At 64.7% G+C, this 23,957-nt stretch carries 23 protein-coding genes and 1 tRNA gene; 9 read left to right on the top strand and 15 right to left on the bottom strand.

The features are described 5' to 3' along the window. Window positions 1-201, top strand: a 201-nt coding sequence (locus RH858_RS15730; RefSeq protein ID WP_310562378.1) for a hypothetical protein, incomplete at its 5' end; no start/stop codon positions are given. 94 nt (window positions 202-295) lie between these two features. Here the strand turns inward: RH858_RS15730 and RH858_RS15725 are convergent. The 5 genes from RH858_RS15725 to RH858_RS15705 all read right to left on the bottom strand — a co-directional run bounded on the left by RH858_RS15725 (window position 296) and on the right by RH858_RS15705 (window position 5,493). Then, window positions 296-895 (bottom strand): TetR/AcrR family transcriptional regulator, encoded by a 600-nt coding sequence (locus tag RH858_RS15725; protein ID WP_259534604.1) that lies wholly within the window; start codon window positions 893-895, stop codon window positions 296-298. Window positions 896-962: 67 nt separating this feature from the next. Then, window positions 963-1,748 (bottom strand): ABC transporter permease, encoded by a 786-nt coding sequence (locus tag RH858_RS15720; RefSeq protein ID WP_259534603.1) that lies wholly within the window; start codon window positions 1,746-1,748, stop codon window positions 963-965. Between the two features lie 42 nt (window positions 1,749-1,790). Continuing rightward, window positions 1,791-2,573: an ABC transporter permease subunit gene (locus RH858_RS15715; RefSeq protein ID WP_310562377.1), complete on the bottom strand. Its 783-nt coding sequence runs from the start codon at window positions 2,571-2,573 to the stop codon at window positions 1,791-1,793. Further along, complete coding sequence (locus tag RH858_RS15710; protein ID WP_310562376.1) at window positions 2,570-3,577, bottom strand: ABC transporter ATP-binding protein; 1,008 nt, start codon at window positions 3,575-3,577, stop codon at window positions 2,570-2,572. The genes RH858_RS15715 and RH858_RS15710 overlap by 4 nt, the downstream gene beginning before the upstream one ends. A 5-nt stretch (window positions 3,578-3,582) precedes the next feature. Continuing rightward, window positions 3,583-5,493 (bottom strand): hypothetical protein, encoded by a 1,911-nt coding sequence (locus RH858_RS15705; protein WP_310562375.1) that lies wholly within the window; start codon window positions 5,491-5,493, stop codon window positions 3,583-3,585. A gap of 208 nt (window positions 5,494-5,701) precedes the next feature. On the opposite strand from RH858_RS15705, the gene RH858_RS15700 reads away from it, so the two are divergent. From RH858_RS15700 to RH858_RS15680, 5 genes are all read left to right on the top strand, one after another. Then, window positions 5,702-5,875 (top strand): hypothetical protein, encoded by a 174-nt coding sequence (locus RH858_RS15700; RefSeq protein ID WP_259534599.1) that lies wholly within the window; start codon window positions 5,702-5,704, stop codon window positions 5,873-5,875. 44 nt (window positions 5,876-5,919) lie between these two features. After that, on the top strand, window positions 5,920-6,078 hold the full coding sequence (locus RH858_RS15695; protein ID WP_259534597.1) for a hypothetical protein: 159 nt from the start codon (window positions 5,920-5,922) through the stop codon (window positions 6,076-6,078). Window positions 6,079-6,323: 245 nt separating this feature from the next. Further along, window positions 6,324-6,752: an Hsp20/alpha crystallin family protein gene (locus tag RH858_RS15690; protein ID WP_310562374.1), complete on the top strand. Its 429-nt coding sequence runs from the start codon at window positions 6,324-6,326 to the stop codon at window positions 6,750-6,752. Between the two features lie 301 nt (window positions 6,753-7,053). Then, complete coding sequence (gene kdgK1, locus RH858_RS15685; protein WP_310562379.1) at window positions 7,054-7,983, top strand: bifunctional 2-dehydro-3-deoxygluconokinase/2-dehydro-3-deoxygalactonokinase; 930 nt, start codon at window positions 7,054-7,056, stop codon at window positions 7,981-7,983. 92 nt (window positions 7,984-8,075) lie between these two features. Then, the gene (locus RH858_RS15680; protein WP_259534594.1) at window positions 8,076-9,575 is read left to right on the top strand and encodes an NAD(P)/FAD-dependent oxidoreductase; all 1,500 of its coding nucleotides are present in this window, start codon (window positions 8,076-8,078) and stop codon (window positions 9,573-9,575) included. 76 nt (window positions 9,576-9,651) lie between these two features. Here RH858_RS15680 and hisE read toward each other — a convergent pair whose 3' ends face one another. The 9 genes from hisE to RH858_RS15635 form a co-directional block, all read right to left on the bottom strand. Next, on the bottom strand, window positions 9,652-10,023 hold the full coding sequence (gene hisE, locus RH858_RS15675) for a phosphoribosyl-ATP diphosphatase (protein WP_259534593.1): 372 nt from the start codon (window positions 10,021-10,023) through the stop codon (window positions 9,652-9,654). Further along, a complete protein-coding gene (pdxT, locus tag RH858_RS15670) occupies window positions 10,020-10,655 on the bottom strand; it encodes a pyridoxal 5'-phosphate synthase glutaminase subunit PdxT (RefSeq protein ID WP_259534592.1) in 636 nt (211 codons plus the stop codon). The genes hisE and pdxT overlap by 4 nt, the downstream gene beginning before the upstream one ends. 276 nt (window positions 10,656-10,931) lie before the next feature. Beyond that, window positions 10,932-11,004, bottom strand: a tRNA-Asp gene (locus tag RH858_RS15665). A gap of 124 nt (window positions 11,005-11,128) precedes the next feature. Then, window positions 11,129-11,749 carry a UbiX family flavin prenyltransferase gene (locus RH858_RS15660; RefSeq protein WP_259534590.1) on the bottom strand — a complete coding sequence of 207 codons (621 nt, stop codon included), beginning with the start codon at window positions 11,747-11,749 and terminating at the stop codon, window positions 11,129-11,131. After that, window positions 11,746-12,171: a DUF126 domain-containing protein gene (locus RH858_RS15655; protein WP_310562373.1), complete on the bottom strand. Its 426-nt coding sequence runs from the start codon at window positions 12,169-12,171 to the stop codon at window positions 11,746-11,748. Before RH858_RS15655 ends, RH858_RS15660 begins: the two co-directional genes overlap by 4 nt. Continuing rightward, window positions 12,168-13,352, bottom strand: coding sequence for an aconitase X catalytic domain-containing protein (locus RH858_RS15650; RefSeq protein WP_259534588.1), 1,185 nt, complete (start codon window positions 13,350-13,352; stop codon window positions 12,168-12,170). The genes RH858_RS15655 and RH858_RS15650 overlap by 4 nt, the downstream gene beginning before the upstream one ends. Window positions 13,353-13,408: 56 nt before the next feature. After that, a complete protein-coding gene (locus RH858_RS15645; RefSeq protein ID WP_259534587.1) occupies window positions 13,409-14,710 on the bottom strand; it encodes a UbiD family decarboxylase in 1,302 nt (433 codons plus the stop codon). A 77-nt stretch (window positions 14,711-14,787) separates the two neighbouring features. Then, window positions 14,788-20,604: a DNA polymerase II large subunit gene (gene polC / locus RH858_RS15640; RefSeq protein ID WP_310562372.1), complete on the bottom strand. Its 5,817-nt coding sequence runs from the start codon at window positions 20,602-20,604 to the stop codon at window positions 14,788-14,790. 25 nt (window positions 20,605-20,629) lie between these two features. Further along, a complete protein-coding gene (locus RH858_RS15635; protein ID WP_259534585.1) occupies window positions 20,630-21,049 on the bottom strand; it encodes a PPC domain-containing DNA-binding protein in 420 nt (139 codons plus the stop codon). A 151-nt stretch (window positions 21,050-21,200) separates the two neighbouring features. On the opposite strand from RH858_RS15635, the gene RH858_RS15630 reads away from it, so the two are divergent. Both RH858_RS15630 and nikR read left to right on the top strand, forming a co-directional pair. Then, a complete protein-coding gene (locus tag RH858_RS15630) occupies window positions 21,201-22,490 on the top strand; it encodes an adenosylhomocysteinase (RefSeq protein WP_310562371.1) in 1,290 nt (429 codons plus the stop codon). Window positions 22,491-22,530: 40 nt separating this feature from the next. Further along, entirely contained in the window at window positions 22,531-22,953 is a 423-nt protein-coding gene (nikR, locus tag RH858_RS15625) for a nickel-responsive transcriptional regulator NikR (RefSeq protein WP_259534583.1), read from the top strand. Window positions 22,954-23,085: 132 nt separating this feature from the next. Here nikR and RH858_RS15620 read toward each other — a convergent pair whose 3' ends face one another. Further along, a complete protein-coding gene (locus RH858_RS15620) occupies window positions 23,086-23,280 on the bottom strand; it encodes a cold-shock protein (RefSeq protein ID WP_259534582.1) in 195 nt (64 codons plus the stop codon). Between the two features lie 188 nt (window positions 23,281-23,468). Here RH858_RS15620 and RH858_RS15615 point away from each other — a divergent pair, with 188 nt between their 5' ends. Next, entirely contained in the window at window positions 23,469-23,933 is a 465-nt protein-coding gene (locus tag RH858_RS15615; protein WP_259534581.1) for a hypothetical protein, read from the top strand. The last annotated feature ends 24 nt before the right edge of the window (window positions 23,934-23,957 follow it).

Here is a 23,957-nt window from a genome sequence, read left to right as displayed (position 1 = left end):
CAGCGACTCGTTTCCGTGCACGGTCTGTGGATCGGAAGTGACGAAGGATCTCGGAGGGCGATGTCCGAACTGCGGCGCAGCGTATCACTCGCAGTGTCTGAAAAACATCGGGAACGTAAAAAAGAAGAATCGGCTCATCAGGGGCGACAAGATCAAAATCAAATGTCCGAACTGCGGGAAGGTCGGGAAGTGGTGACCTGACTGCTCTCGACGCGATCCGAAGCGGGAGAGGACAGTCGATCGACACTCACAGAACGACAGGAGAGCCACCGGAGCGGTCGAACGCGGGACCCGATCACGCTTCGGGCGCCGTCAACCCCCGAGCAAGCGCGACGATCGCGAGTTCCCTGACTTCTTCGTAGTACCCCTCCCGGTAGGCGTCTAATTCATCTCTGTGTACCGCGAGATAGCCGATCGTCCCCATCACACCGAGAACGGTCTCCGGCTCGTACTCCGAAAACCGCCCGTCGCTTCGCTCCTGGAGTGATTCGACGATCGGCACGTAGTCGGCCAGTTGTTCGGTTCCCAGTTCCTCGAGGAGCTCGGGGGAGATGCTGTTGAGAAGTTCCTCGCGGTACTGGATCAACGGATTCGTTTCGGCGAATTCAGCGTACAGCCGAAATAACTGTTCGAGCCCACCCCGTGGATCAGTGAGCCCTTCCAGTTCGCGTTCGACCTCTTCGAGGAACTCGTCGCTTTCCCGCTGGACGACCTCTACGTACAGTTCGGCTTTCGAGTCGAAAAAGAGGTAAAACGAACTCTTCGCGATCCCGACCGGCTCCGTGACGTCTTTCACGTTGGTCTTGTGGGGGCCATACACCCGGAGCAGTTCCCGACCGGTCTCGACGAGGCGGTCCTCGATCCGTGTCCGCTCCTCGTCGCTGAACCCGTGCATGCGGTTTCCTCGGTCCGTGACTTCAAAAACGAACCGGTTATGAGTCAAATCTCCGTGGGATTTCGAGTCAAATGTCCCGACGGACGAAGATGCCGACCGCGAGAAGTACCAGAAGAAGAAACGCGGAGAGCAGGATTGCGGCGTCGAGGAACGCGTACTCCTCGCGGACGAGGATCGCTGTCTCGTCGTAATACCGGCTCGGGGTGAAGTAGCCGACCCACTCGTAATCCGAGGCCATGTTGGAGGTGCCCTCGATCAACCAGAGAACGAACACGAGCCCGAGCGCCGTGGATTGAGCGGTGCGTTTGCGGTCGATAACGACCGACAGCAGGATCCCGATCCCGGCACACACCAGCAGGTACGGGACGCTGAGCAGGTGAACCATCGCGATCGCAACGCCGTCGATCGGTTCCTCGATGAGACGCGACCCGACGTAGACGATGACCGGAACGACGGTGTTCAACACGACCAGCGGGACCCAGAAGGCGGCGATCTTCTGGACCAGCACCGATTCCCGGGAGACCGGGTTCGCAAGCGTGAGGTCCATCTTGCGGTCCTCGATGTCCCCCGCGATCATCCCGGCACCGACGTACGCGAAGTAGATCCCGAGCAGGATCACCCAAAAGAAGGAGTACACCTCCGCGGCGATGAACCCCTCGATCGTGTGGATCGCCTCGATCCCGAACAGGTCGAACATCGCCTCCGGGAACGCCTCGAAGAGCTCTTCCGCCTCCTCGCCACCCAGTTCGGGAAACATCGAGAAGTACAGAACCGAAAGCAGCGCGAACACGACGACCAGCACGACGGAACTCCGCTGGAGCCGCCTGGACTCGGAACGAAGGATGGCCGTCACGTCGAAATCCCCCCAGATACGTCAGAAAATCCCCCGGGCACGTCAGATGTCCCTCCGCGTGAAGATCACTGTGGCGACGCCGAGCAGGGCCAGAAACGCCACGAGGAGAACCGCGGCGTCGAAGAACGCGTACTCGGCGTGGAGAAGAATCGCCGACGGGTCGTAGTATCGGCTCGGCGTGAAGTCGCCCACCCACTCGTAGTCCGGTTGCATGAGCGAGATCCCGTCCACCAGCCAGAGCATGAAAACCAACCCCAGCGCGGTGACCTGTGCCCGCCCGACCCGATCGAAGACGACCGAGAAGACCACCCCGATCCCGGCACACACCAGCAGATACGGGACGCTGAGCAGATGGACGAGTCCGACGTCGGAAAGCGCAAGCGGCTCTCCGATCAGCCGCGATCCGACGAACATCACGGCCAGCAGGCCGGCGTTCAGCGCGACCAGTGGAACCCACAGCGCGGCGACCTTCTGGACCAGTACAGACTCCCGAGACACCGGGTTCGCGAGTGTGAGGTCCATCTTCCGGGACCGAATGTCCCCGGCGACCAGACCGCCGCCGACGTACGCGAAGTAGACCCCGCCGAACAGGATCCAGACGAACGGATAGACGTAGCCTCCGGCGAACCCCTCGATTGTGTGCATCTCCTCGAACCCGAGCATGACGAGTATGTACTCCGGATACACCTCCTCGATCAGCTCCGCCTCCTCTTTCATCGCCGGAAAGATCGCGAGCATGAACGCGGTTAGCATCGCGAACACGCCGGTCAGGATGAGCGATCCCCGACGAAGCTTTCGGGACTCGTCGAGAACGATGGCCGTCATAGCAGTTCCGAGGTCGAGTCGTCCCCGTTTGAGCCCTCACCGATCGAGTCGTCCCCGTTTGAGCCCTCACCGATCGAGTCGTCCCCGTTTGGAGCCCCCTCGGCCGAATCGCCGGGGGACGCCTCGTCCGTGTAATAGTGTTTGAAAATCGTATCCAGCTGCGGATCCCCGATGTTGGCGTCCTCGATCTCGAACCCCACGAGATGTTCCAGAAGCGCTTGCGGCTCACCCGTGTAGGTGAAATGCACCGATCGGTCGACCACGTCGACATCGATCATCCGGTCGGTGACGAACGCGTCCTCGTCGACGGGTTCGGCGAAGTGTACTCGGACCTCCTTGCCGCTCCGTTGGAGCAGGGCGTCGATGTCCTCGAGCGCGACGATCTCCCCGTTCCGAATGATGCCGACGCGATCACAGACGCGCTGGACCTCGCTGAGAATGTGCGAGGAGACGAACAGCGTCTTTCCGGCCTGACGCTCCTCCTCCATGAAGAGATGCAGCCGATCCTGCTTGAGCGGATCCAGCCCGGAGGTCGGCTCGTCCATGATCACCAGTTCCGGATCGTGCATGAACGCCTGAACGATGCCCAGCATCCGGCGGTTCCCCGCCGAATAGGTCTCGACCGGCTGGTCCAGCGGCGGGTGAAAAAGCTCCAGCAGCTCACCCCGACGTTCGTCCCCGCGCATCCGGGCGAAGTAATCGAGCACCTGTCGACCGGTGAGTTGCTCGTCGAACCCGAGCGTGTCGGGAAGATAGCCCAGTTCCGATTTCACCTCGGTCAGCGCGTTCCGGTTCCGAATGTCCGCGCCGAGAATCTCCGCGGTCCCGGATGTCGGAGAAATGAGTCCGAGCAGCATCCGGATCGTCGTCGTCTTGCCCGCGCCGTTGGGGCCGAGATAGCCGAAGATCTCCCCGGGTTCGATGTCGAAGGAGACGCCGTCGTTCGCGAGGACGTCCCCGTAACGTTTGGTGAGGTCGGTCACGCGGATGGCAGGCTGACTCACGGGGGTCACCTCCGGTAAAGCCACACGAACGCCGCGACGACGAGGATCATCACGGCGATGAATGCGATGATCTCTATCGCGAGCACCGGCTCGTCCGGGTCCTCGGTCACCGAGACGGAGACGGTGAGTGGTCTCACAGTCTGCGTTTCGTCGTCGGGGTCGAGATATTCGACGTCGATGACGGCAGGGTACTGGCTGGGAGGCGCATCGCCGTCGACTTCGAGATCGAACGCGACCCGGTCGGTCTCCCCGGGCGCAAGGGAGGGGACGATCGTGGTCGTAAAGTCGCTCTCGAGGGGGTCCTCGACGGCGAGGCGAAGCCGGACGTCGCGTATCTCGACGTCCCGCTGGTTTGTCACCTCGAGAGCGAGCGCTCCTTCCCCGCCGGCGACGAACGTCGGGTCGAGGGCCGTCACCGAAACCGCGTCCCGGCGCTCGGCGACGGGGACGCGCACTGGGTCAATCACCGACCGGTCGTGACCCGCTGCGGTGCGGTAGGTGGTCGTCACGTCGATCCGCTGTGGCGTGGCGTCGGTCCCCGCCGGCACCACCGCCCGGAACCGGAATTCGGCCGCCTCGTCGACCTCGAGATCGCCGACTGCGTAGCTCCGACTCCGCGGCTCGACGGTACCCTCACCGAGCGTCACCGTCACGCCCTCGACTGCGACGGGGCCGTCGTTCCGGACAGTGCCGACGATTTCGCCGGTTTCACCGATCCGTAGCGTCGACTCCTCGAGACGCACGTCGAACTCCTGCTCGTCGATCGGGACGCTCACCGGCTCGGTCGCCACCCGGTCACGGTCCCCGTCGGTCCGGTAGGTCGTCGACAGATCGATCCGCTGTGGGGCGGTGTCGGCGGCCTCCGGAACCGCGACCCGCAGACGGAAGGTGGCCGATTCGTCGACGGCCAGATCGCCGACTGCGTACGGACCCCCCTGTACCTCCAGCGACCCTTCCGCGGGCGCGATCGAGACGCCCTCGACCGGCAGCGGGCCGTCGTTTCGCACCGTTCCCGTGATCGTCCCCACCTCGCCGACCCGCAGGGTCGACTCCTCGATCTCGAACGCGAAGCCCTGTGGATCAAGCGGGGTGAAGCCGACCGAGAGACCGTCCTCGACCCCACGGATCCCGTCGGGATCAGTGAACTGAACCGACCCGTCGAGCGAGTAGTTCCGGACCGTGGTTCCCTCGCGAACGACGACGTCGTATTCGAGGACCGTCGATTCTCCCGCTTCGAGTCGGTCGACACGCGCGGTGTCGCGTTGCGCCTCGCCGAATCCAACGTTCGGACTGGTCGACTCGAGGGCGACTGCGAGTTCGCTTGCGGGCTCCTCGCCCGTGTTTTCGACCTCGACTGCGACTGTTCCGGTTCCCCCGATCTGGACGTTGCTTTCGATCCCGTGAAGCTGGAACCGGGGTCGATCCTCGACCCTGACGTCGATCGTCCGGGTCACCCGCCGCGTTCGCTCCTGAATGACGCCGCTTCCGGGATCCGACTGGGCCACGTACGAGTAGCGCAGCCGGACGTCGAGCGAGTACGTGCCCGGTTCGACGCCCTCCGGGACGCGCACCGCAATGGGGACCGAGCGTACGTCGCCGTCCCGGAGCGATCCGATCGACTGCCGTTCGGTTTCGACCGCAAACGGCGTCCCGCCGTCCCGGACTTCGATCTGGACGCTACGGGCCGTGGTCACTTCGTCCCGCTGTGCGCCGGGACCCCACCGCTGGGTCCCGTCGTTGGCGACCTGGACGTCGAGTTGGGTGGTCTCGCCCGGCTCGAGGGTCGGGTTCGGGGCAAACACGGAAAGCGCCGGTTCGCCGCTCACGTACTGTCCCTGTGCCTGGACCGCGCTTATCCCCGCCAGCGATCCGACCACGACGACCGCCACGAGCGCCAAAACCGTCCGACTGCGCATCTACGGCCACCTCGAAACGGCAGACGTCGCCCAGCCACAGGCAGAACACTGGCCGCGTTGCCGCCGAGCGTGGAGCACCATATCCGACTCTTGAATTGATAACTAGATATCTTTTCTGGTCATGCAGGCGGCTCCGTCGCGAGTATCAAAACAGGTCACGAGTTCGTCCCGCCGAAGGATTATTGCCCGTCGTTTCCGAACCCGAACCATGTCCCGTCGTAACAACCGGATCCCGGTCGAATGTGGCTGCACCCGTTGTATGTACAACCAGAGCAGAACGTGCAACTTCCAGGGCCGACTCCAGATTAACGGCAACGGCGAGTGTGCGAGCAAAGACGAGCGACCAGGGGGCGGCGGTCCCGGACCGTTCGGTGACGACTGACTCCCGACGCCAACGTTGATTAGTCGGGGTTCCCACCGTCAGGTATGCCGCCGACCGAGGAGATCAAGTGCACAAATGTGGACTGCTTTCTGGACATGTGGGAGAACCACTACACCTACGACGTTCCCGAGGACCACTCGGTTGCCGACATGTCGTGTCCGGTGTGTGGCGGGACCGACTGCCTCGAACGGATCGAACTGTAGGGGCAGTCGGAGAGTGTTGATCCCGCTCGAGACACCCCTGTTCCCGGGGTAGCTCAGTTCCCGAGGCACCTCCGTTTCACCCGGGGCGCTACGGGCCAATCCTGTCGAGGATTATAAATGCGCTGCGACCCTTGTTTCGGACGTATGCAGCCTCCCGAAACCGGAGTCGGTTCCGTCCACGACACGATCGGTTCGCGTCGGCCGTTCTCGCCGTCCAACCACAATGGCTCCCCGAGGTGGATGCCGTGAATCGGCTCACCGAACTGGGTAGCTCGGCGGTCCGCACCGTGCTGGAACGGGTCGGCCGCGGTATCGGCCGATATCAGGAACGGCGTCCGCTCGAACACGACCTGCTGGAATCGGAAGAAGAGTACCTGATCGTCTTCGACGCCCCGGGCGTCGCAAAGGAGGACGTCCAGGTCCAGTTCATCGACGACACGGTCGAGGTCCGCCTCGAACGGTTTCGCCCGTTCCACGAGGGGTTCGAAATGCGGTTCCCGGGCCGCGGGCTGACCCTCACCGGCAGCGCGACGCTTCCCGAGGACGCCGACATCACCCCCGCCGGCGCGACGGCGACGCTCACTGACGCGGGCACGCTGAAGGTTCGGATCCGCAAGGATCCACGAATGACCGCTGTCGACGTCGAAGACGAAGTGGAATCGACCGACCAGTGATGATGATTATTCTCGGCCGTACTCGGTCGATCGGCCCACTCGGCCCGCGGATCGACCGGTAAATCGCTACAATAATCATTATGGGGCCGGGACTCCGTCGCGGCTCCGGGTGGAGCCGACACCGAGCCGAGTGTCGGATTCGACGACAGCCGGGACTTATATTCTCCCCGCGTTAGCAGGCGAGTATGCAGCATCGATTGAGTCACGGAGACAGCTCCAATCGTACCGAGAGTGGAACTCGAGGTGGGGACCGATCCTGGAGGGGTCGACGGTGACACAGCTCGTGACGTTCGGTGAGACCATGCTCCGGCTCTCGCCGCCGAAAGGCGAGCGCCTCGAAACCGCAGACCAGTTCGACGCCGGGATCGGCGGTGCCGAGAGCAACGTCGCCGTCGCGGCGGCCCAGCTTGGCGTCGACGCGGTGTGGCTCTCGAAGCTTCCCGACTCCCCGCTCGGTCGGCGGGTCGCCCGCGAACTCCGTGGTCACGGGGTACGGACAGGCGTCACCTGGGACGATACCGAGGGAAGTCGGCTGGGGACGTACTACCTCGAGTACGGCGGGGCTCCCCGCGGGACGAACGTCGTCTACGACCGGGCGGACGCGGCGATCACTACAGTATCGCCCGGTGAGCTGCCCGTTGAGGCGATTCAGGGGGCGTCGGTGTTTCACACCACCGGGATCACGCCCGCGCTCTCGGCGTCGACCGCCGAGACCACACGCGCGCTGCTGGAGACGGCCGTCGAGGCCGGTACGACCTGCAGTTTCGACGTGAACTATCGGTCGAAGCTGTGGTCCCCGGAGGAGGCGCGGGAGACCTACGAATCCCTGTTCGAGCACGTCGACGTGCTGTTCGCCCCCGAACGGGACGCCACGCGGGTGTTCGGATACGAGGGGAACGCCGTCGAGATCGCCCACGGGATCGGCACCGACTACGACTTCGAGACGGTCGTGCTCACCCGCGGGGAAGCCGGATCGCTCGCCCTCCACGGCGGCGAACTCCACCAGCAGGGGACGCTGCCGGCCGACACTGTCGACGCGATCGGTACCGGCGACGCGTTCGTCGGGGGATTTCTCTCCAGGCGGATTCACGGCGGCGACGTCGACGAGTGTCTCGCGTACGGCGCTGGGGCGGCAGCGTTAAAGCGGACGGTCTCGGGCGACGTCGCGGTGCTCACCCATCGCGAACTCGTCGACGTTCTCGGCGACGAACGGGGCGACATCTCCCGGTGAAAGGACCGCTTCGAACTCGACACGGCACAGGTGTGCGCGACCGACGTCCACCCTCCACGTCGCTTTTTAAATAGCGGTCGTAAGATCGCCACATGAGTGAACGTTCCAGGAACGCGGACGAACGCGAAAACCGTCCCCACGTCGTCGTGATCGGGGCGTACGGGAGCGCCGGGGTCGCCGTGGCCGAGGGGTTGGCTCCCCACGTCGGCCGGGAGATCGGTCGGCTCACGCTCGTCGACGACGGCGAGCCCGGTGGTGGGCTGTGTATTCTCCGGGGGTGTATGCCGTCGAAGGAGGTGCTTTCGGCGGCCCAGCACCGGTATCAGGCGCGGTCAGACGAACGCCTCGACGAGGAGCCGCCGGGGATGGATCTCGCGTCGGTCGTCGACCGGAAGGACGGCCACGTCGCCGCGTTCGCACGCCACCGCCGGAAGGCAGTCCGGGACCTCGCCGACAACGACGGGGTCGAGTTCCGTCGGGGAACCGCTGCCTTCCTCGACGATCGGACGATCCTGATCGACGACACGGACGGAGAATCTGGACACGCCGGCGGAGACGAGGGACACGGCGGAGACGAGTCGGTGATCGACGCCGACTACGTCGTGATCGCCACCGGCTCCGTGCTGAACCGACCGGATCTTGCAGGCCTCGAGGCGGTCGATCCGGCCCGGTTGTACACCAGTGGTGACGTGCTCGACGCGACTGACCTCCCCGAGTCGGGAGTCGTGATGGGGTTCGGCTACGTCGGGCTGGAGCTGGTCCCGTATCTCGCGGAGGCGGGCGTCGACCTCACCGTCGTCGAGCACGACGCCCGACCCCTGGACGAGGCTGATCCGGCGTTCGGGGACGCCTTGCTCTCACTGTATCGCGAGGAGTTCGGCGTCCGAATCGTCACCGACGCCGCAGAGGACCGGATCGACCAGGTCGAGGGGGGTGTCCGGCTCGGGCTGGACACCGGCGAGACGGTCGAGGCGGAGGCGGCGTTCCTGTTTACCGGTCGGCGGCCGAACCTGGACGCTCTGGGGCTTGGTAACACGACATTGACCCCCGAGAACGGCTGGATCGACGCCACGATGCGGCCACCCGGCACCGAGCACACCTTCGTCGTCGGCGACGCAAACGCACGGGAGCCGATCCTCCACGTCGCCAAAGAGCAGGGGTACCACACCGCAGAGAACATCCTCGCACACGTCCGCGAGGAGCCGCTCGCACCGTATCGCAACGTCCACCATCACGTTGTGTTCTCGGGTGCAGGCGTCTACCCGTTCGCCCGCGTGGGACACACCGAGGAAAGCGCACGAGACGCTGGCTACGAGATCGCAGTCGCGACCCGACGGGCCGCTGACGACGGCGTGTTCGAAACGAAAGACGTTCCAGGCGGCCTGGCGCGGCTCGTTGTCGACGCCGACGACGGGACAGTGCTTGGCTACCAGGGGCTCCACTACCACGCGGACGTGATGGCGAAGACGATGCAGGTCGTCGTCGAACTCGGGCTGGACGTCCGCGAACTCCCCGACCGGGCGTACCATCCGACGACGCCGGAGATTCTCGACGGGTTGTTCCGGGAGACAGCAGCCGAGTTGCGGTCCTGAGGAGTGCTTTAAAACTGAAGTCGAACTGGAAACCGCGTATCCGAACCGGGAGCCGCTTCGCCGAACCGGAAACCGCTTATCCGAATCGGGAGCGCAACTCCGCGCGGAGGTCGTCGACGTCCAGCCCCTTCATCGCGAACAGCACGAGCAGGTGATAGACGAAGTCGGCGCTCTCGTGGGCCAGTTCGTCGACGTCGTCGTCTTTGGCCGCGAGCAGGATCTCGGTCGCCTCTTCGCCGAGTTTCTCCAGGACGGCGTTTTCCCCCTTCTCGTGGGTGAAAAGCGACGCCGTGTACGACCCCTCCGGCAGCTCACGCTGTCTGTCCTCGATCGTTTCAAAGAGGTCGTCGAGGACAGCCTCGAGCTCCACGTCCGGTTCGGGTTCCGTCCCGGCCGGTTCGGATTCCGCCTCGTCCGTTTCGCCTCCGTCACTGTCCGGGGCTGTCATTCGGCAGCCACCCCCTCGCGATCGTCTTCGGGATTGTCGCCGTCGACGGCGAGGTGGGCGTCGAAGAACGCGAGCCGGTGGATCCGGACGTCCTCGGTGAGCTCCGGGTGGAAAGCAGTCGCCAGGATCGGTCCCTCTCGAACGGCGACTGCGTGGTTCCCCCAGGTCGAAAGCGTTTCGACGCCGTCGCCGACCTCGTCGACGACCGGTGCCCGGATGAACACGCCGGGGAACGGATCCTCGAGTCCGGTGACGTCGATCGGCGCCCGGAAGCTGTCCGCCTGTCTGCCGAAGGCGTTCCGGTCGACGGTGGCGTCGAGGAGATCGAGTGTGGACACGCGGTCGTCCTTCGCGTCCCGGGAGAGCACGATCAGCCCGGCGCAGGTCGCGAGCACCGGCTTGTCCGCCGTGACGTGTGCCCGGATCTCCGGGGCGATCCCCTCGTCGTGGACCAGCCGCGAGATCGTCGTCGATTCGCCGCCCGGTATCGCCAGCAGATCACAGTCGGGAACGATCCCGGACTGACGGATCGACACAGTCTCGACGTCGACGCCGTGGGCCTGTCCGGCCCGGCGGATCGCCGCCGCGTGCTCGCTTACGTCGCCCTGGACCGCGATGACGCCCGCTTTCATGGCTATCCGTGGGCGAGGCGGGCACAAAAGCGACGCGTTCGCGGGGCGTTCTGAAACGGACTGGTGTGGATCGGGGGGTCAGTCGTTGGTCCGCTCCTCGTTGGTGTGTCCGGTTTATAAGCGCCCGAGGCGGGATTGTGAACCTCGCCGAGACGGTCCTGCTCGCTTCGCTGCGCGGGCTGCGACTCGTCTGGTTCAAATCCCTTTGAGACGGGTATTTCGGCGGACGGCTCACTCGTCGCTTCGCTCCTCGTTCGCTGTGTCCGCCGAAAAGTACGCCCGAGGCGGGATTTGAACCCGCGTCACGACCGTGACAGGGTCGTATGATGGGCCACTACACCACCCGGGCTTGCCGCATTACTCCGTATCCGGTGGGAATAAATAAGGCTTGTTATCTCGGTTGTCCACAGCCGAGAATCGACGGACGTACCGCCGACGAACAGATCCCACAGCCGACACGTTCGCTGCCCTTCTCAATCCAAGTCGCCCCACGACTCGTAGAGGTCGTGATCGAACCCGAACCGATCGAGTACGCGACCTGCGACGTGGTCGACGACGTCGTCGATCCCGTCAGGCTCGTAATAAAAGCCCAGCACCGGCGGCACGACGTCGACACCCATGCCCGCGAGGTCGGTCAGGTTCCGCAGGTGAATCTCGCTCAGCGGGGTCTCCCGGGGGACGACCACGAGCGTCCGTCGCTCCTTGAGACAGACGCCGGCAGTCCGGGTGATGAGCGAATCGGCCCGCCCCGAGGCGATCGCGGCGACGGTGTTCATCGACGCCGGCACGATCGCCATCCCCCGGAACGCCACCGATCCCGAGGCCACTGCGGCGGCGATCTCGTCTTCGTCGTACGTCGCCGTCGACAGCTCCGCGAACCGCTCGAGGGCGGCGTCGGGATCGGCGACCTCGTGGCGGGCGGTCTTTCGGGCCGCCTCGGAGACGACCGTGACCAGCTCCGTCCGGGCCGCGAGCGCCTCCGCGGTCCGGAGCGCGATCGGGATCCCCGACGCGCCGGTCACCCCGAGCACGACCCTGGGCTGGCCGTCGTCCCCCGTGTTCCCATTCTGTCTGTCGGGCACTCGGTCGGTCACGGTTCCTCCCCGACGTCGCCGTCGACGAGCACCCGTTCTGCGTCGGCGTCGACGACGACGCGCTCGCCGTCGGGAAGCGACGACAGCGGCGCCGAAAGCGAGTCCATACACGGGATCTCACCGAGGATCGCGCCCGTCGCCACGATCGTCTCGGTCTCCTCGTTGAGGATCGCCGCCGGGGCGACGCCGTTCTTCGCGAGCCCGTAGAGCACGTACGACCCGACGGTCGATCCCTTTCCGCGGGGGAAGACGAGCACTTTGCCGGCCACGTTGTGCCCCTCGAGTTCGTGTCCCTCCTCGATGAACTCCCCGGTGTCCAGGTCGACCGCGCCGTAGAAGCTCACCGGCTCCGACGACCGGATCACCTCGCCCTCGCCGCGGCCGTCGGTGATCGCGCGACCCTCGATCGGCGCTTGCGTCATTCGACCACCTCCTCGAGCAGCGCGCGCTTGTCCTCGAAGACCACCTGCTGGTTGCAGAAGCCGGGAAGGTAGTTCGCGGCCTTCGCCGAGTCGGTGGCGCTGGTCTCGTAGCCGAGTTCCTCGATCGGGGAGACGACGTTGCAGGTGTCGGCAAGCACCATCCCGCCGGCGGCCTCGATCGTCTCGGTGTGACCGTTGCGGTCGGCCCACGTCTTGACGGCACCGCTCGTGCACACCCACAGGTCGCTGGTGAGTGTCTTCCCCTCGACGGTGGCGGCGATCTCCTCGATCTCCTCCATCGAGGCGTGCGGACAGCCGAAGACGACCAGTTCGGGGTTCTCGCCGGTCGTGAGTTCATCGTACTCCGCCTGGAGGTCCGACGGCTCGAACGTGAGGGTCTCGACCGCTTCGGACGCGGGGGGTGTCTCGTCTGTCGTCACCCCCTCGACGTAGTACAGCGCGACGGCCCCGGAGGCGGCCATCGCGGCGCCCAGGGATTTCAACTCGTCCGTCCTGCCGTGGTCGATTCCCGTGAAGTACGGGATGTCGTCCTCGACGATCCGGCCGGCCCACGAGCCGAGCGCGGCGAAGTCCGACTGGGAGTCGATCTCGGCGTCGACTTCGATCAGGTAGTCGGGCCGGCGGTTCTCCTCGAGGTGGAGGCCGTGTTTCGGCGTCCGGCCGGTGATCGCTGCCGCCAGCGCCGACGGCCCCCCCTCGCGGTTCGTCCGCGCGCCGACTACGGAGTTGACGAACGACACCGCCGACGACTCCGCCCACGCGACGTGCTCGCCGCGACGGGGCAGGTTCCCCGCCAGGTACGGCGTGCAGGTGAACGACAGCGTGATCCCCATCTCGCGCAGCGCGTCCTGGATGCGCTCCTGTTTCTCGGCGAACTCCTCGCTGACGCCCATCTCGCGCCACTGCTGCATGTCCATGCCGGCGGGGTTGGCGAACGTCGGCACCGACACCTCGGCACCCTCCGCGGCGAACCCTTCCAGGAACTCCACCCCCGGGTCGCCGATCGACTTATAAGAGATGCCGGACGCCTGTGCCGAACCGATCTCGACCATCTCCTCGGCGCCGTACACGTCTCCCAGCGTCACCAGCAGCTCCATCGCCTTTCGCTCGCCGGGAGTGTCCGATTCGAGCAGTTCCTCTTCCTCGCGTGTGAGATGCATGTTATGTCTCCTCCTGTGGGTTCGGTTGCGTTCGGCCTCGATTCGACGACAGTCGACTACCGATACTCCTCGAGGGTGACGTCATCGGCGCCGGGGACGGTCGCCTCCAGGAACGCCTCCCGGTCCCGATCGCGGGGCATCGTCGCGTCGACGATCCACTTGCTCGTCACGCCGCGGTCGTAGTCCTGCGAGGGATCGAGCGAAGACCCCTTCGCCCCCTCGATGGTGACGATGTCCTCGTCGGGTTGCATCCGGGTCGCGGTGGCCCACTCGACGGCGTCCGGATCGGCGGGGTCGACGTCCGGATCCACGAGTGTCACCTTCTTCATCGACGGGTGGGCCGCAAGCGCCGCCATCCCGGCGTTCTTCGGATCCCCCGCGGCCCGCGGCTCCAGCTGGACGACGCCGTGGAGCCACGAACAGCCGCCGGGGGTGAGCACCACGTTCTGTACCGTGGGGACGGTGTTCTCGACGATCCGGTAGATCCGGGGCTCCTGGGGGATCCCCATCAGGTGCGCGTGCTCCCGCTTGCCGGGGACGATCACCCGCGCCAGCGGATCCGGCCGCGTCCACAGTTCGTTGACTTCGACGACCGGCTGCTGTCGGACCTTGTCCCAGGTGCGCGAGAGGTCGACGAACGGCCCTTCCTCGGCCAGCTCGTCCGTGATCGTCGCGAACATGACGACCTCGGCTTCGCTGGGGATCTGCAACCCCTTCACTTCCGTCGTCGCCAGCTCCCCGCCGTGGAGCCGGTTGGCGAGCTTCAGTTCGCTCATGTCCGGCGAAAACGACGTCGCGGCGGCGATCTCGACGGCCGGATGGACGCCCACGACGATCGCGACATCGAGTTCTTCCCCCGATCGGGTGTAGATGTCGTGGAGGTGGCGCTCGACCATCCGCATCACGAGCCGGTTGCCCTCCTCGACCATCATCCGATGGAACGAGAGGTTGTGGACGCCGGTGTCGGGGTCCTTCGCGATCACGATCGTCGAGGCGAAGTACTGCCGCTCGTGTTCGTCGTAGTAGATCGGCACCGGCAACTCCTCGGCGATCGCGGGCTCGTCGGCGACGTGCTCGAACGCCGGCGGTTCCGTCCGGGATAGCGGCGTCGGATCGTCCATCGCCGAACTCACCTCGTCGATGATCGCCGACGGCTCGACGCCCAGCGCCGATCCGATCAGCGACCGGGTGGACACCAGGTTGGCGACCGCGCGCACGTTCGGATGACCGGCCACGTCCTCGAAGACGATCGGACGCGTCTCCTCGCGCGTCGAAAGCGCCGGGAGTTCGAACCGGGGATCGACCGGCTCGGTGAGCACGGTTGGCTCCGTCCCCTCCAGAAAGCTCCTGAGACCCATACCCCGGGTCGAACGCGCGGCCTTATTATACCGGCTGGTTCGTCCGCGACCCCCGGCGTGCCCTCGCAGGCGAGGAGTTACATGAAGTCGGCAATTCCCGACTGTTTGTTGGTGTCGTCCTCGAATATCGACTCCAGCGACTGGTCGAGGATCTCCAGCCGCTGTTTGGTGTACTCCCGGCAGTCGAACCGGTCGGCCACCTCGATGGCGGTGTCCATGTACTTGTTCACCGACCCCTCGTGAACCGTGAGGTTGACGGTGCCGCCGCAGTTGCGACACTCGCCGGACAAGGGCATCCTGCGGTACTTCGTCTCGCAGTCGAGACACCGGGTCTCCTGGCGGGCGAACGCCCGGAGGTTGCCGATCAAGTCCGGCAGGAAGTGATACTCGATCACTCGTTCGGCGACGTCGGTCTCGTCGACCGCCCGGAGCTTCCGGGCCAGCTCCAACTGGGCGTCCATCTTGTCCATCATCGACCCCAGCGTCTTGTACGCCGAAAGATCCGGTCCCATCGCGATGTCGGTGGTGTCGTGGGTGTGGTCGAACCCGCGATACTCGTCGTCCGTGCCGAGGGTGTCCTCCCCGAGCTGGATCAGTTCCTCCACCTCCCCGGGATCGGCCATCCGACGGGTCGCCTCGTAAAACTCCAGGGGGTACTCCCGAACGATGTCCATGTTGTGCGCCTCGTCGTCGATCTCGGAGGGGTCGATCCGGGAGGACATCACCAGGGGTGCGTCCATAGAATTGTGTGCGTACAGCCAGTTCGCAGTAAAGATCGGTTCTCCACCGACCTGGAGGTCATAGAGGTATCCTTCGTAATCGACGCGATCGATGTCTGTAATCCGAAGATACGACAGATCGCCGTCGATCAACGGGCGGATCTCAGTCAATTTATCGGCGGCGGCCGAGGGAAGTTCCCGACCGTCGAGTTCAGTTACGATCTCCTCGAGCTTCTCTAACGATATGTTCTCGCGGCGTTTCAGGTACTTCGGAATCAGCTGTTTGACCCCCGTGAGATCCATCTCGCGGATCTCCATCAACGCATCGGGAACCGTCACGACGAGACTTTTCGGCTGATACATCTCCTCATCGTCGAGAATCTTCCTCAGTGGGTTGTCGGCGGCCCCACCCGAGACAGAGACGGTGTAAATCGGCTGGCGCGATTCGTCTCGTTCCTTTCGAGAAATGTTGGCGACGATCCCGAGTCGATGCAGGAGGAAAACGATTCCGTCCTTGAGATCCTCACTGGTCGTATGGAAGCCGATTGTCGTGTGGTTATCGTTGCTCGTCTCGCTTCCGTCACCGGCAATGAATCCACGGAGGAACGCTTTGACGACCGACTTCTCGCTTCGAAGGATCGGGTCGGGAACGACCTTCTCGCTCGAATTGTATGAGTCTTTGTCCGCGAATCCGAGATCGAAGAGCACCTCTCTGAATACCGCAGGGAATGCGACTTCGTAGGCCTTGTTCGACCATCGAACAGTCGGACCAGTTCCGAGGCTGTCCTCGGTCGTCCGCTCAACGCGGCGCACGAGTTCTTCCTCGCCGTTGTGGATCGTCGGACGAGTACTGGAGAGGGATCCCTCCGCGGCGAACATCCCGAGTAGCCAGGCGAAGTCTTCGTCGAGAGTAATGTACCGCTGAATCCCCTCCGAAGATCCCTTCAGTCCGATTTTCGGGTTCCAGTCGTCCCGCCACTTCCCCGACGTCGTTTCGATTTCCGCTAGCGTTTCGAGGGACACCTTCTTTTTTGATAGCCGGTAGGAAAGTCCGCCGTCAAATGCGGCTCTCGTTTCGCTGCCGTGATCGGCGTTCTCCCACACCCGGCGGAGATACTCTTCGACCCGATCGTCGATAAATACGTACGGATCTGGAACACACTCTGCAACATCGATGACAGAACCTGTCGGATCGATATCGAGAGACTGCGGGGCGACAATCAGGTCACCCGCTCCGAGGTTCTCGCCGGCAACCTCCTCGATACCGTCGTCGTAACGAAAGAGACTGTGATTTGGAGTAATTTCGAGAGACCGTCCGAACTGCGTTTCGACCCGTAGCAGTTCGTCGTCTTCGTCCGCACGATACCGGATTGCCTTCTCGATCGGCTTGAGGCTGGCTTCGTGATTCGCATCGAACGCGTACGTCTGCCATCCTTCTTCCACACAGGTTCGTTTCCTGAACTTCCCGTCAACCTCGACGGGAGCGTCGAGTGCGTGCCAGAGTTCGTCGAAAGTGAGGTACTGAACTCGATCGTCGGGATCGACTGCAACGAGTCGAGCATCTTCCGCGACGCTCCCGCCCCGTTTATCCGGCAAATACTGTCTGCTGAAGTTCAACAGCCCGTCCATGAGCAGCATTACGCAATCCTCGTCGCCATCGCACTGCTTGGCCGCGATTCCGTCGGCGACGACGGTGTGAGTCTCCTCGACCGTGAGGTTGTACGTGTATTCGACGTCGCTTTCGACGACGTCGATGGCCACGATTTGATCGGCGTCGACAGCCAGGACTTCGTCGTGTTCGACGTCGCCGGACTCGGAGACGAGGGCATCGACACCCCCACTCGCCGTCGCTCCGCCGACGGGTGCCGTTCCCTCGTCCATCGTCGCTGCAGGCACCTCGTCGCCGACCGCGAGTTCGCTCGCGCTAACGTGACTCGGAGTGCCGTCCTCGAGCCGGAGCATCGTGTGATCGGGGGTAACCCGGATCTCGTTCCCGCCGGAGGTTCGAATCCACAGGAGGTGGTCCTGGCTCGGATGTTTCGAAACCGCCGAGACGGGCTTGGGCGTCGGGGTCCCGACTGCGTCGACGGATCGCACCCGAAGCTCGCCGTCGGTTCCGTCCAGCTCTCGCGTCAGCGTCCCGAAGTTGTCCTCATCGAGGTCTTCCTCACCGGAATCCCGAAGCCGTTCTTCCACCAAGTCCCGAATCGATGTGGTTCGCCAGCCGTCGCCGTCGTCGAACGTGATCTGAGTCTCCGGATGGAAGCAGTTCCGTCGCTTCGCCGCGTGAAAGTACGGGTGCGCGTAGCCGACCGCCGCCGACGTGAAGCCGACGACGCGCCCCACCGTCGCCGCACTCGTGTGGGGGGCCATGCCGAACACCAGCTCGCCGACCAGGTCCTCCCGATCCTCGAGCTCGTAGAAGGGCGGCAGGTCGTAGAAGTCCTCCAGCAGTTCGTCGACGAAGTCGGCGGTGTTCATCATGTGCTCGGCGGCGCCGTCCGAGAGGACGATGTCCTGCACCTTCAGCTCGACCAGCTGGTCGTCGTGGCGCAGCGGCTCCCCGTCGATGTCGGCGTGATACCCCAGTTCGCGGAACTGGTCGGCGGTGACGTCCAGTTCGGCCGGCCGAACGGCCGTCACCGGGAGGTCGGTCATGTCGTATCGGACCGTGCCGTCCTTGAACGACGAGACGCCGTGTTTCGCCCGGAGGATCCCCTTCTCGATCGGTTCGGGGACCTTGTGCTCCGAGGAGAGCCCCTTGACGCCTTTCAGGACGTCGAAGGCCGCCTCGCGCTCTGCGACCGACTCCATCGCCGCGTGGAACCGCTCGTTGAGGTCGATCTCCCGGCGCGTCGCCGCCGTCACGTCCCACTCGCACCGGGGACAGACCACCCGCCCCGACTCGTCGGGTTCACACTCGGTTCCACACTCGCCGCACTCGTAGTACAGTTCGGTGTGGACCTCGCAGTCGGGACATCGGTTGTGGTAGGTGTGGTCGCCGCAGCCGGGACAGACGCGGTCGTTGATGTCGACGTCGAGCATTCCTCGCCGTCCCCGGTCGTCCAGCGTCTTGGCGGCCTTGGCGATGTCGCGCTGGCTCCCACCGGCCTCCGTGATCGGGAACAGCGCGTGGACCGCCGGCGAGAGCTCCCGCGACTCGGATTTTTCCGGACGGCCCATCCGGTTTCCGATCCGGGTTGGGGCGCGCTCCCGGATCTCGAAGGGGGCGACCGCGTTGACGGCCTCGACGGCGTTGTCGCCGCCGGCGTACTCGCGAGCCGACGACAGTGCCGCCGACTCCCAGGTCCGCTGCAGGTCGTCGTCGATCCCCAGCGAGCGAGCGAGGGGTCGCCAGGTGGGAATCTCGAGCGTCTCGTCCGTCTGTGTGTGTTCGACGAGCAACAGTTCGAGCGCCCGTCGCGTCGTCTCCGTGCGTTCGATGACGAGTGAAGCCACCTCGGCAGCCGGACCGATTTCCGAGGGTTTTCGATCGATCACACCGCCGTCCGCGACGCCCGCGTCGGAGGAGTGATCAGCTGTCGAGTCGACGACTTCCCCGTCGGCCACGGCCTCCGCGAGCGCCTCGAACGTCTCGACGTCGACGTCGTGCCACAGGTAGGTGTACGTCGGGTGGAGCGGACAGTCGTACTCGCGGGCCCACGAGAGCGCCTCCTCGACGGTCGGATCCGCGAGATCGACGTGGGGATCGTCCCGGAGCGCCTGGACGTCCGCGCCGGCGGCGTCGAACTCCTGAACCCACCACTCGACCGTGTACGACGCGGGCGCCAGCGGGTGGTTGTTCTCGACGAACTCACCGTAATTGACGAGATACTCCCCTGCGTCGATGATCTCCTCGACGCCGTTGTGCACTTCCAGTGCTTCCTCGGGGTCGTCGATCCGCCGGACGTCGCCGTTTGCCAGCCGGACGGTCGGCCCTTCGATGCTGTCGACCGGCACGATGCCGTGTGCCTTGCCGGGGCGTTCGGTCTTGATCTGGGTGCCGGCCGCGAGGAAGTCATCGACGATGTGCATCGTCGCCGGATGGATCCCACCGGTCGCGAAGCCGTGGTTACGGGCGCGACCGTAGCGGAGTCGGAAGCCGCCCGGCTCCGACGGATGGGAAAACACCGGCCGCCCGGCGATCAGGTCACGGAGGAACTTCTCGGAAGGCTCGGGTCGCGGCGGGCCGGGAGTGCCGTCGCCGCCCGAAGAACGTTCGTCGGCGGCGTCCCCCGTTTCATCCGAATCCTCGTCGTTCGACCCTTCGCCTTCGACGTCAGCCTCGCCCGGTCCAGTATCTTCGCTGGATCCGTCACCGGCAGCGTTTTCCTCGCCGATCGTGCCGTCGATGAGGTCCTGGAGCCACGGCCAGTCGACCTCCTCGAGCTCGCGGGTGTATCGCTGGATCTTCGGCGCCTTGAGGGCGATCCCCTCCGCGAGCACGAGACACATCCCGCCGCGGGCCGAGTTGGTGTCGACGCGGTCGAGATCCCGGAAGCCGGAGACCTCCTCGTCGCCGGTGGCTTCCCCGTCGAGCATGATCGGCAGGTGCTCGGCGATGAACTTCGTCTCCTTGTCTTTCGGGGAGTACTGGAGACCGGTCTCCTTGTCGTAGAGGGAGACCTCCTCCGCGTAGCGCTCGATCTCGTCGCTTCGGGCGTGATACTCCTCGATGTCCAGAAGCGACCGGGCGTAGTCGGCCACAAGCACCGACAGCGCCTGGGCGGTCCCCCCCGCCGATCGTATTGGACCGGCGTAGTAGACGTTGATGAACTCGGTCCCGTCGTCGTTTTGCAACAGTTCGACCCGATCGATCCCCTCGATGGGCGCGGCGACGACTCCTTCGGTGAGCAGCGCTACCGCGGTCCGAACCGCCCCCTCGACCTTCCCTGCGCGGGAGTCGAACTCCCCCACGGAGCCCTCGACGAAGTCGGTCACCAGCTCGAGGGCAGCCTCCTCGCGTGACATCTCGCCCTCGAGTTCGCGGACGCGTTCGGCGACGCCGTCGATCCCGAGGATGTTCTCGACCCGGTCGGCCATGTCGCGTGCGACCGGGATCTCGATCTCCGGTTCGGGGTCGCGTCCCTGCGCTTTCGCGGCCTCTGCGCGGTCGAACGCCTCCTCGAGTCGCGATTCGATCCGCTCGAAGTAGCGTTCGTCGTCCGGTCTCACGGTTGCAGAGCTCCCCGGACCCGCGTTACAGCCACAGATCGAGGTCGGTCACGTCGTCGTGGGAGCGCTCGAGCGGCTCCTCGAACGCCCGCATGTGGACCTCGCCGGCGAAGACGGTCGCGGAGTTGAGATGCCCCGCGAGGGTCTGTCCGCTCGGGCGAGACAACACAGCGTGGGTGTGTGCGAACACCTCGTCCTCGAGCAGCGCGATGTTTCCCACGCAGGCGGCGACCTCCAGCGGCTCCTCGAACGTCACCGGCTGGTACTCCTTGGTCTCCTGGTCGTAAAACCAGATCTCGGCGTCCTGGACCGCCCCCATCGCGTTGAACCAGGCCGACTCGATCCCCTCCTCGCGCGCCAGCGATTCGATCTCCTCGCGCCAGTCTGCCCCGGTGTCGAGCCGTGCGAGGAACTCCCGCGTCGGCGTGACTTCCCGATAGTTCATGTCCGATGAGACGACCCTCGCCGACAAAAAGGTTGAGTCCCCGGTCCCGTCCCCGCCGGAACGGCCGCCAGCGGTGACCGAACAGCTCGCACAGCGGGCGTATCGTGGTGTGTCGGTAGCGTTTTCACCGGCGTTCCCGAACCTGATGTGTATGAGTCAAACCGGATACTCGCCGGTGACCGAACAGCTCGCGGAGCCGGAGTCGGCACGCGAGGAGGGTCGCCGAAAGATGGAGTGGGCGCTACAGCACATGCCGATCCTGGAAGCGCTCCGCGAGGAGTTTCGGGCGGAGAAACCGCTCGAAGGAGAGCGAGTGGCGATGGCGATGCACGTCGAGGCGAAGACGGCCAACCTCGTCGAGCTGCTTGCCGACGGCGGCGCCGAGGTGGCGATCACCGGCTGTAACCCGCTTTCGACCCACGACGACGTGAGCGCGGCGCTCGACGCCCACGAGAAGATCACCTCCTATGCGGTTCGGGGCGTCGGCGACGAGGAGTATTACGAGGCGATCGAGGCCACCATCGGCCACGATCCGACGATCACCGTCGACGACGGCGGCGACCTCGTGTTCGCGATCCACGAGGACTACCCCGAACTCATCGACACCATCGTCGGCGGCTGCGAGGAGACGACTACCGGCGTCCACCGGCTGCGGTCGATGGCCGAGGACGGCGCGCTGGAGTATCCCGTCTTCGCGGTGAACGACACGCCGATGAAGCGGCTGTTCGACAACGTCCACGGGACCGGAGAGTCCTCCCTCGCGACGATCGCGATGACGACAAACCTCTCGTTTGCGGGCAAAGACGTCGTCGTCGCCGGCTTCGGCTACTGCGGGAAGGGCGTCGCCAAGAAGGCAGCCGGACAGAACGCGGACGTCATCGTCGCAGAAGTCGACTCCCGGAAGGCACTGGAGGCGCACATGGAGGGGTACGACGTGATGCCGATGGCCGAGGCCGCCGAGGTGGGCGACGTCTTCATCACGACGACGGGCAACCGCGACGTGATCGTCGAGGAGCACTTCCGGAAGATGCAAGACGGCGTCCTGCTGGCGAACGCGGGTCACTTCGACGTCGAAATCGACCTGGAGGCGCTCGACGACCTCGCGGTCGACCGCTACGAGGCCCGAGAGGGCGTCGAAGCGTACGAACTCGAGGACGGTCGGCGGCTGAACGTGCTGGCGGAAGGGCGACTCGTCAACCTCGCGGCACCGATCGCGCTGGGCCACCCCGTCGAGGTGATGGATCAGTCGTTCGGCGTCCAGGCCGTCTGCGTGCGCGAACTCGCCGGCCACGGCGACGACTACGAGCCGCGCGTCCACGATGTCCCCGACGAACTCGACCGCGAGATCGCCGAGATCAAGCTCGAGGCGGAGGGCGTCGAATTCGACTCCCTGTCGGCCGAACAGGAGGAGTACCTCTCCTCGTGGCAGCACGGAACGTAAGATAATAAGGATTAACAGGAATAGGCGCCTCTGTTAATACATGACGGTAGTGAGCGTCTCGATGCCCGAAGAGTTGCTCGAGCGGATCGACGAGTTCGCCGAGGATCACGGCTACACGGGGCGAAGCGAGGTCGTCCGGGAGGCCTCCCGGAACCTGCTCGACGAGTTCGAGGACAGCCGGCTGGAGGGCCGCGAGTTGATGGCAGTCGTGACGGTGCTTTTCAACTACGAGACGACGGCCGTCGAAGAGCGGATGATGCACCTCCGCCACGAACACGAGGAACTGGTCGCCTCGAACTTCCACAGCCACGTCGGGAACCACTACTGCATGGAACTGTTCGTGCTCGAGGGCGACCTCGAGGAGATTTCCACGTTCGTGGGCAAGATCCGGGCGACACAGGACACACTCACGATCGATTACAGCGTGATGCCGGTCGACGACTTCGAAACCATCCACGCGTAGCAGCAGTTCACCGAGTTGAAAACGTCCTACGACAGCGGAGAGGCGCCGCTCGTCTGTCAGTTCCGGCCCGCAGAAACCACGGACCGCTTCTTTCGATCGCCGATACCGGGCTAGAACGTCGGGAAAACCGAGTTACAGCCGCTGCAGGTTTTTCGCGCGCGGGCCTTTGTCGGCCTGCTCGATGTCGAATTCGACTTCCTGCCCCTCTTCGAGATCCGGGCCGCCAACGTCTTCCATGTGGAAGAACACGTCGTCGTCCGCGTCCTCAGTCGAGATGAAACCGTAGCCGCCTGTGTCGTTGAAGAAATCAACAGTACCAGTTGCCATTGCCTGTTGTGAAAGGGGCAGGGGAGGCATAAGGGTTGTGAGAGAACTGTTGACTTGACTCGCGGGAAACGGCGATGGGTTGAGGAAAACAATCCGTCATCGTTCGGCGCTGGGTCCGGAGTTCCGGGTGGTAGGCAACGCATACCTTTTCCCTTTGAGCGTCCACATATCCCCGGAGAGACACAACTATGTCGAGCAAACAGAACACGTCGAACGAACAGGGCGAGGGAACGCAGGACGAACACGACTCCGACATCGTCGAAGGGGCCGGCGAGACGGAAGCTGGCTCGGGGACCGGCCTCGAGCCGAACGTCGCCGGGGCGTTGAGCTATCTCCTCGGGCCGATCACGGGCATCCTCTTTTATCTCGTGGAGGACGACGACGAGTTCGTCCGATTCCACGGCGCCCAGAGCACGATCGTCTTCGGCGGACTGTTCGTCCTCAGCATCGGCATGACGGTGCTTTTGGGGGTGCTGGCTGCGATCCCGGTCGTCGGCTGGATCGCCGGCGCGGTGCTCGGTATCGCGAGCATACTTCTGGCGCCGGTCGCGTTCGTCGCCTGGCTGTTCCTGATGTACAAGGCATACCAGGGGTCGGAGTACGCGGTTCCGATCGCGGGAACGTACGCCCGGAAGTACGCGCCAGCGAAATAGTCCCAGGCGACGCCGAGCAACTAG

Source organism: Halalkaliarchaeum sp. AArc-GB (genome assembly GCF_031432225.1).
Lineage (GTDB): Archaea > Halobacteriota > Halobacteria > Halobacteriales > Haloferacaceae > Halalkaliarchaeum.
This window is presented reverse-complemented; position numbering and strand designations above follow the sequence as displayed.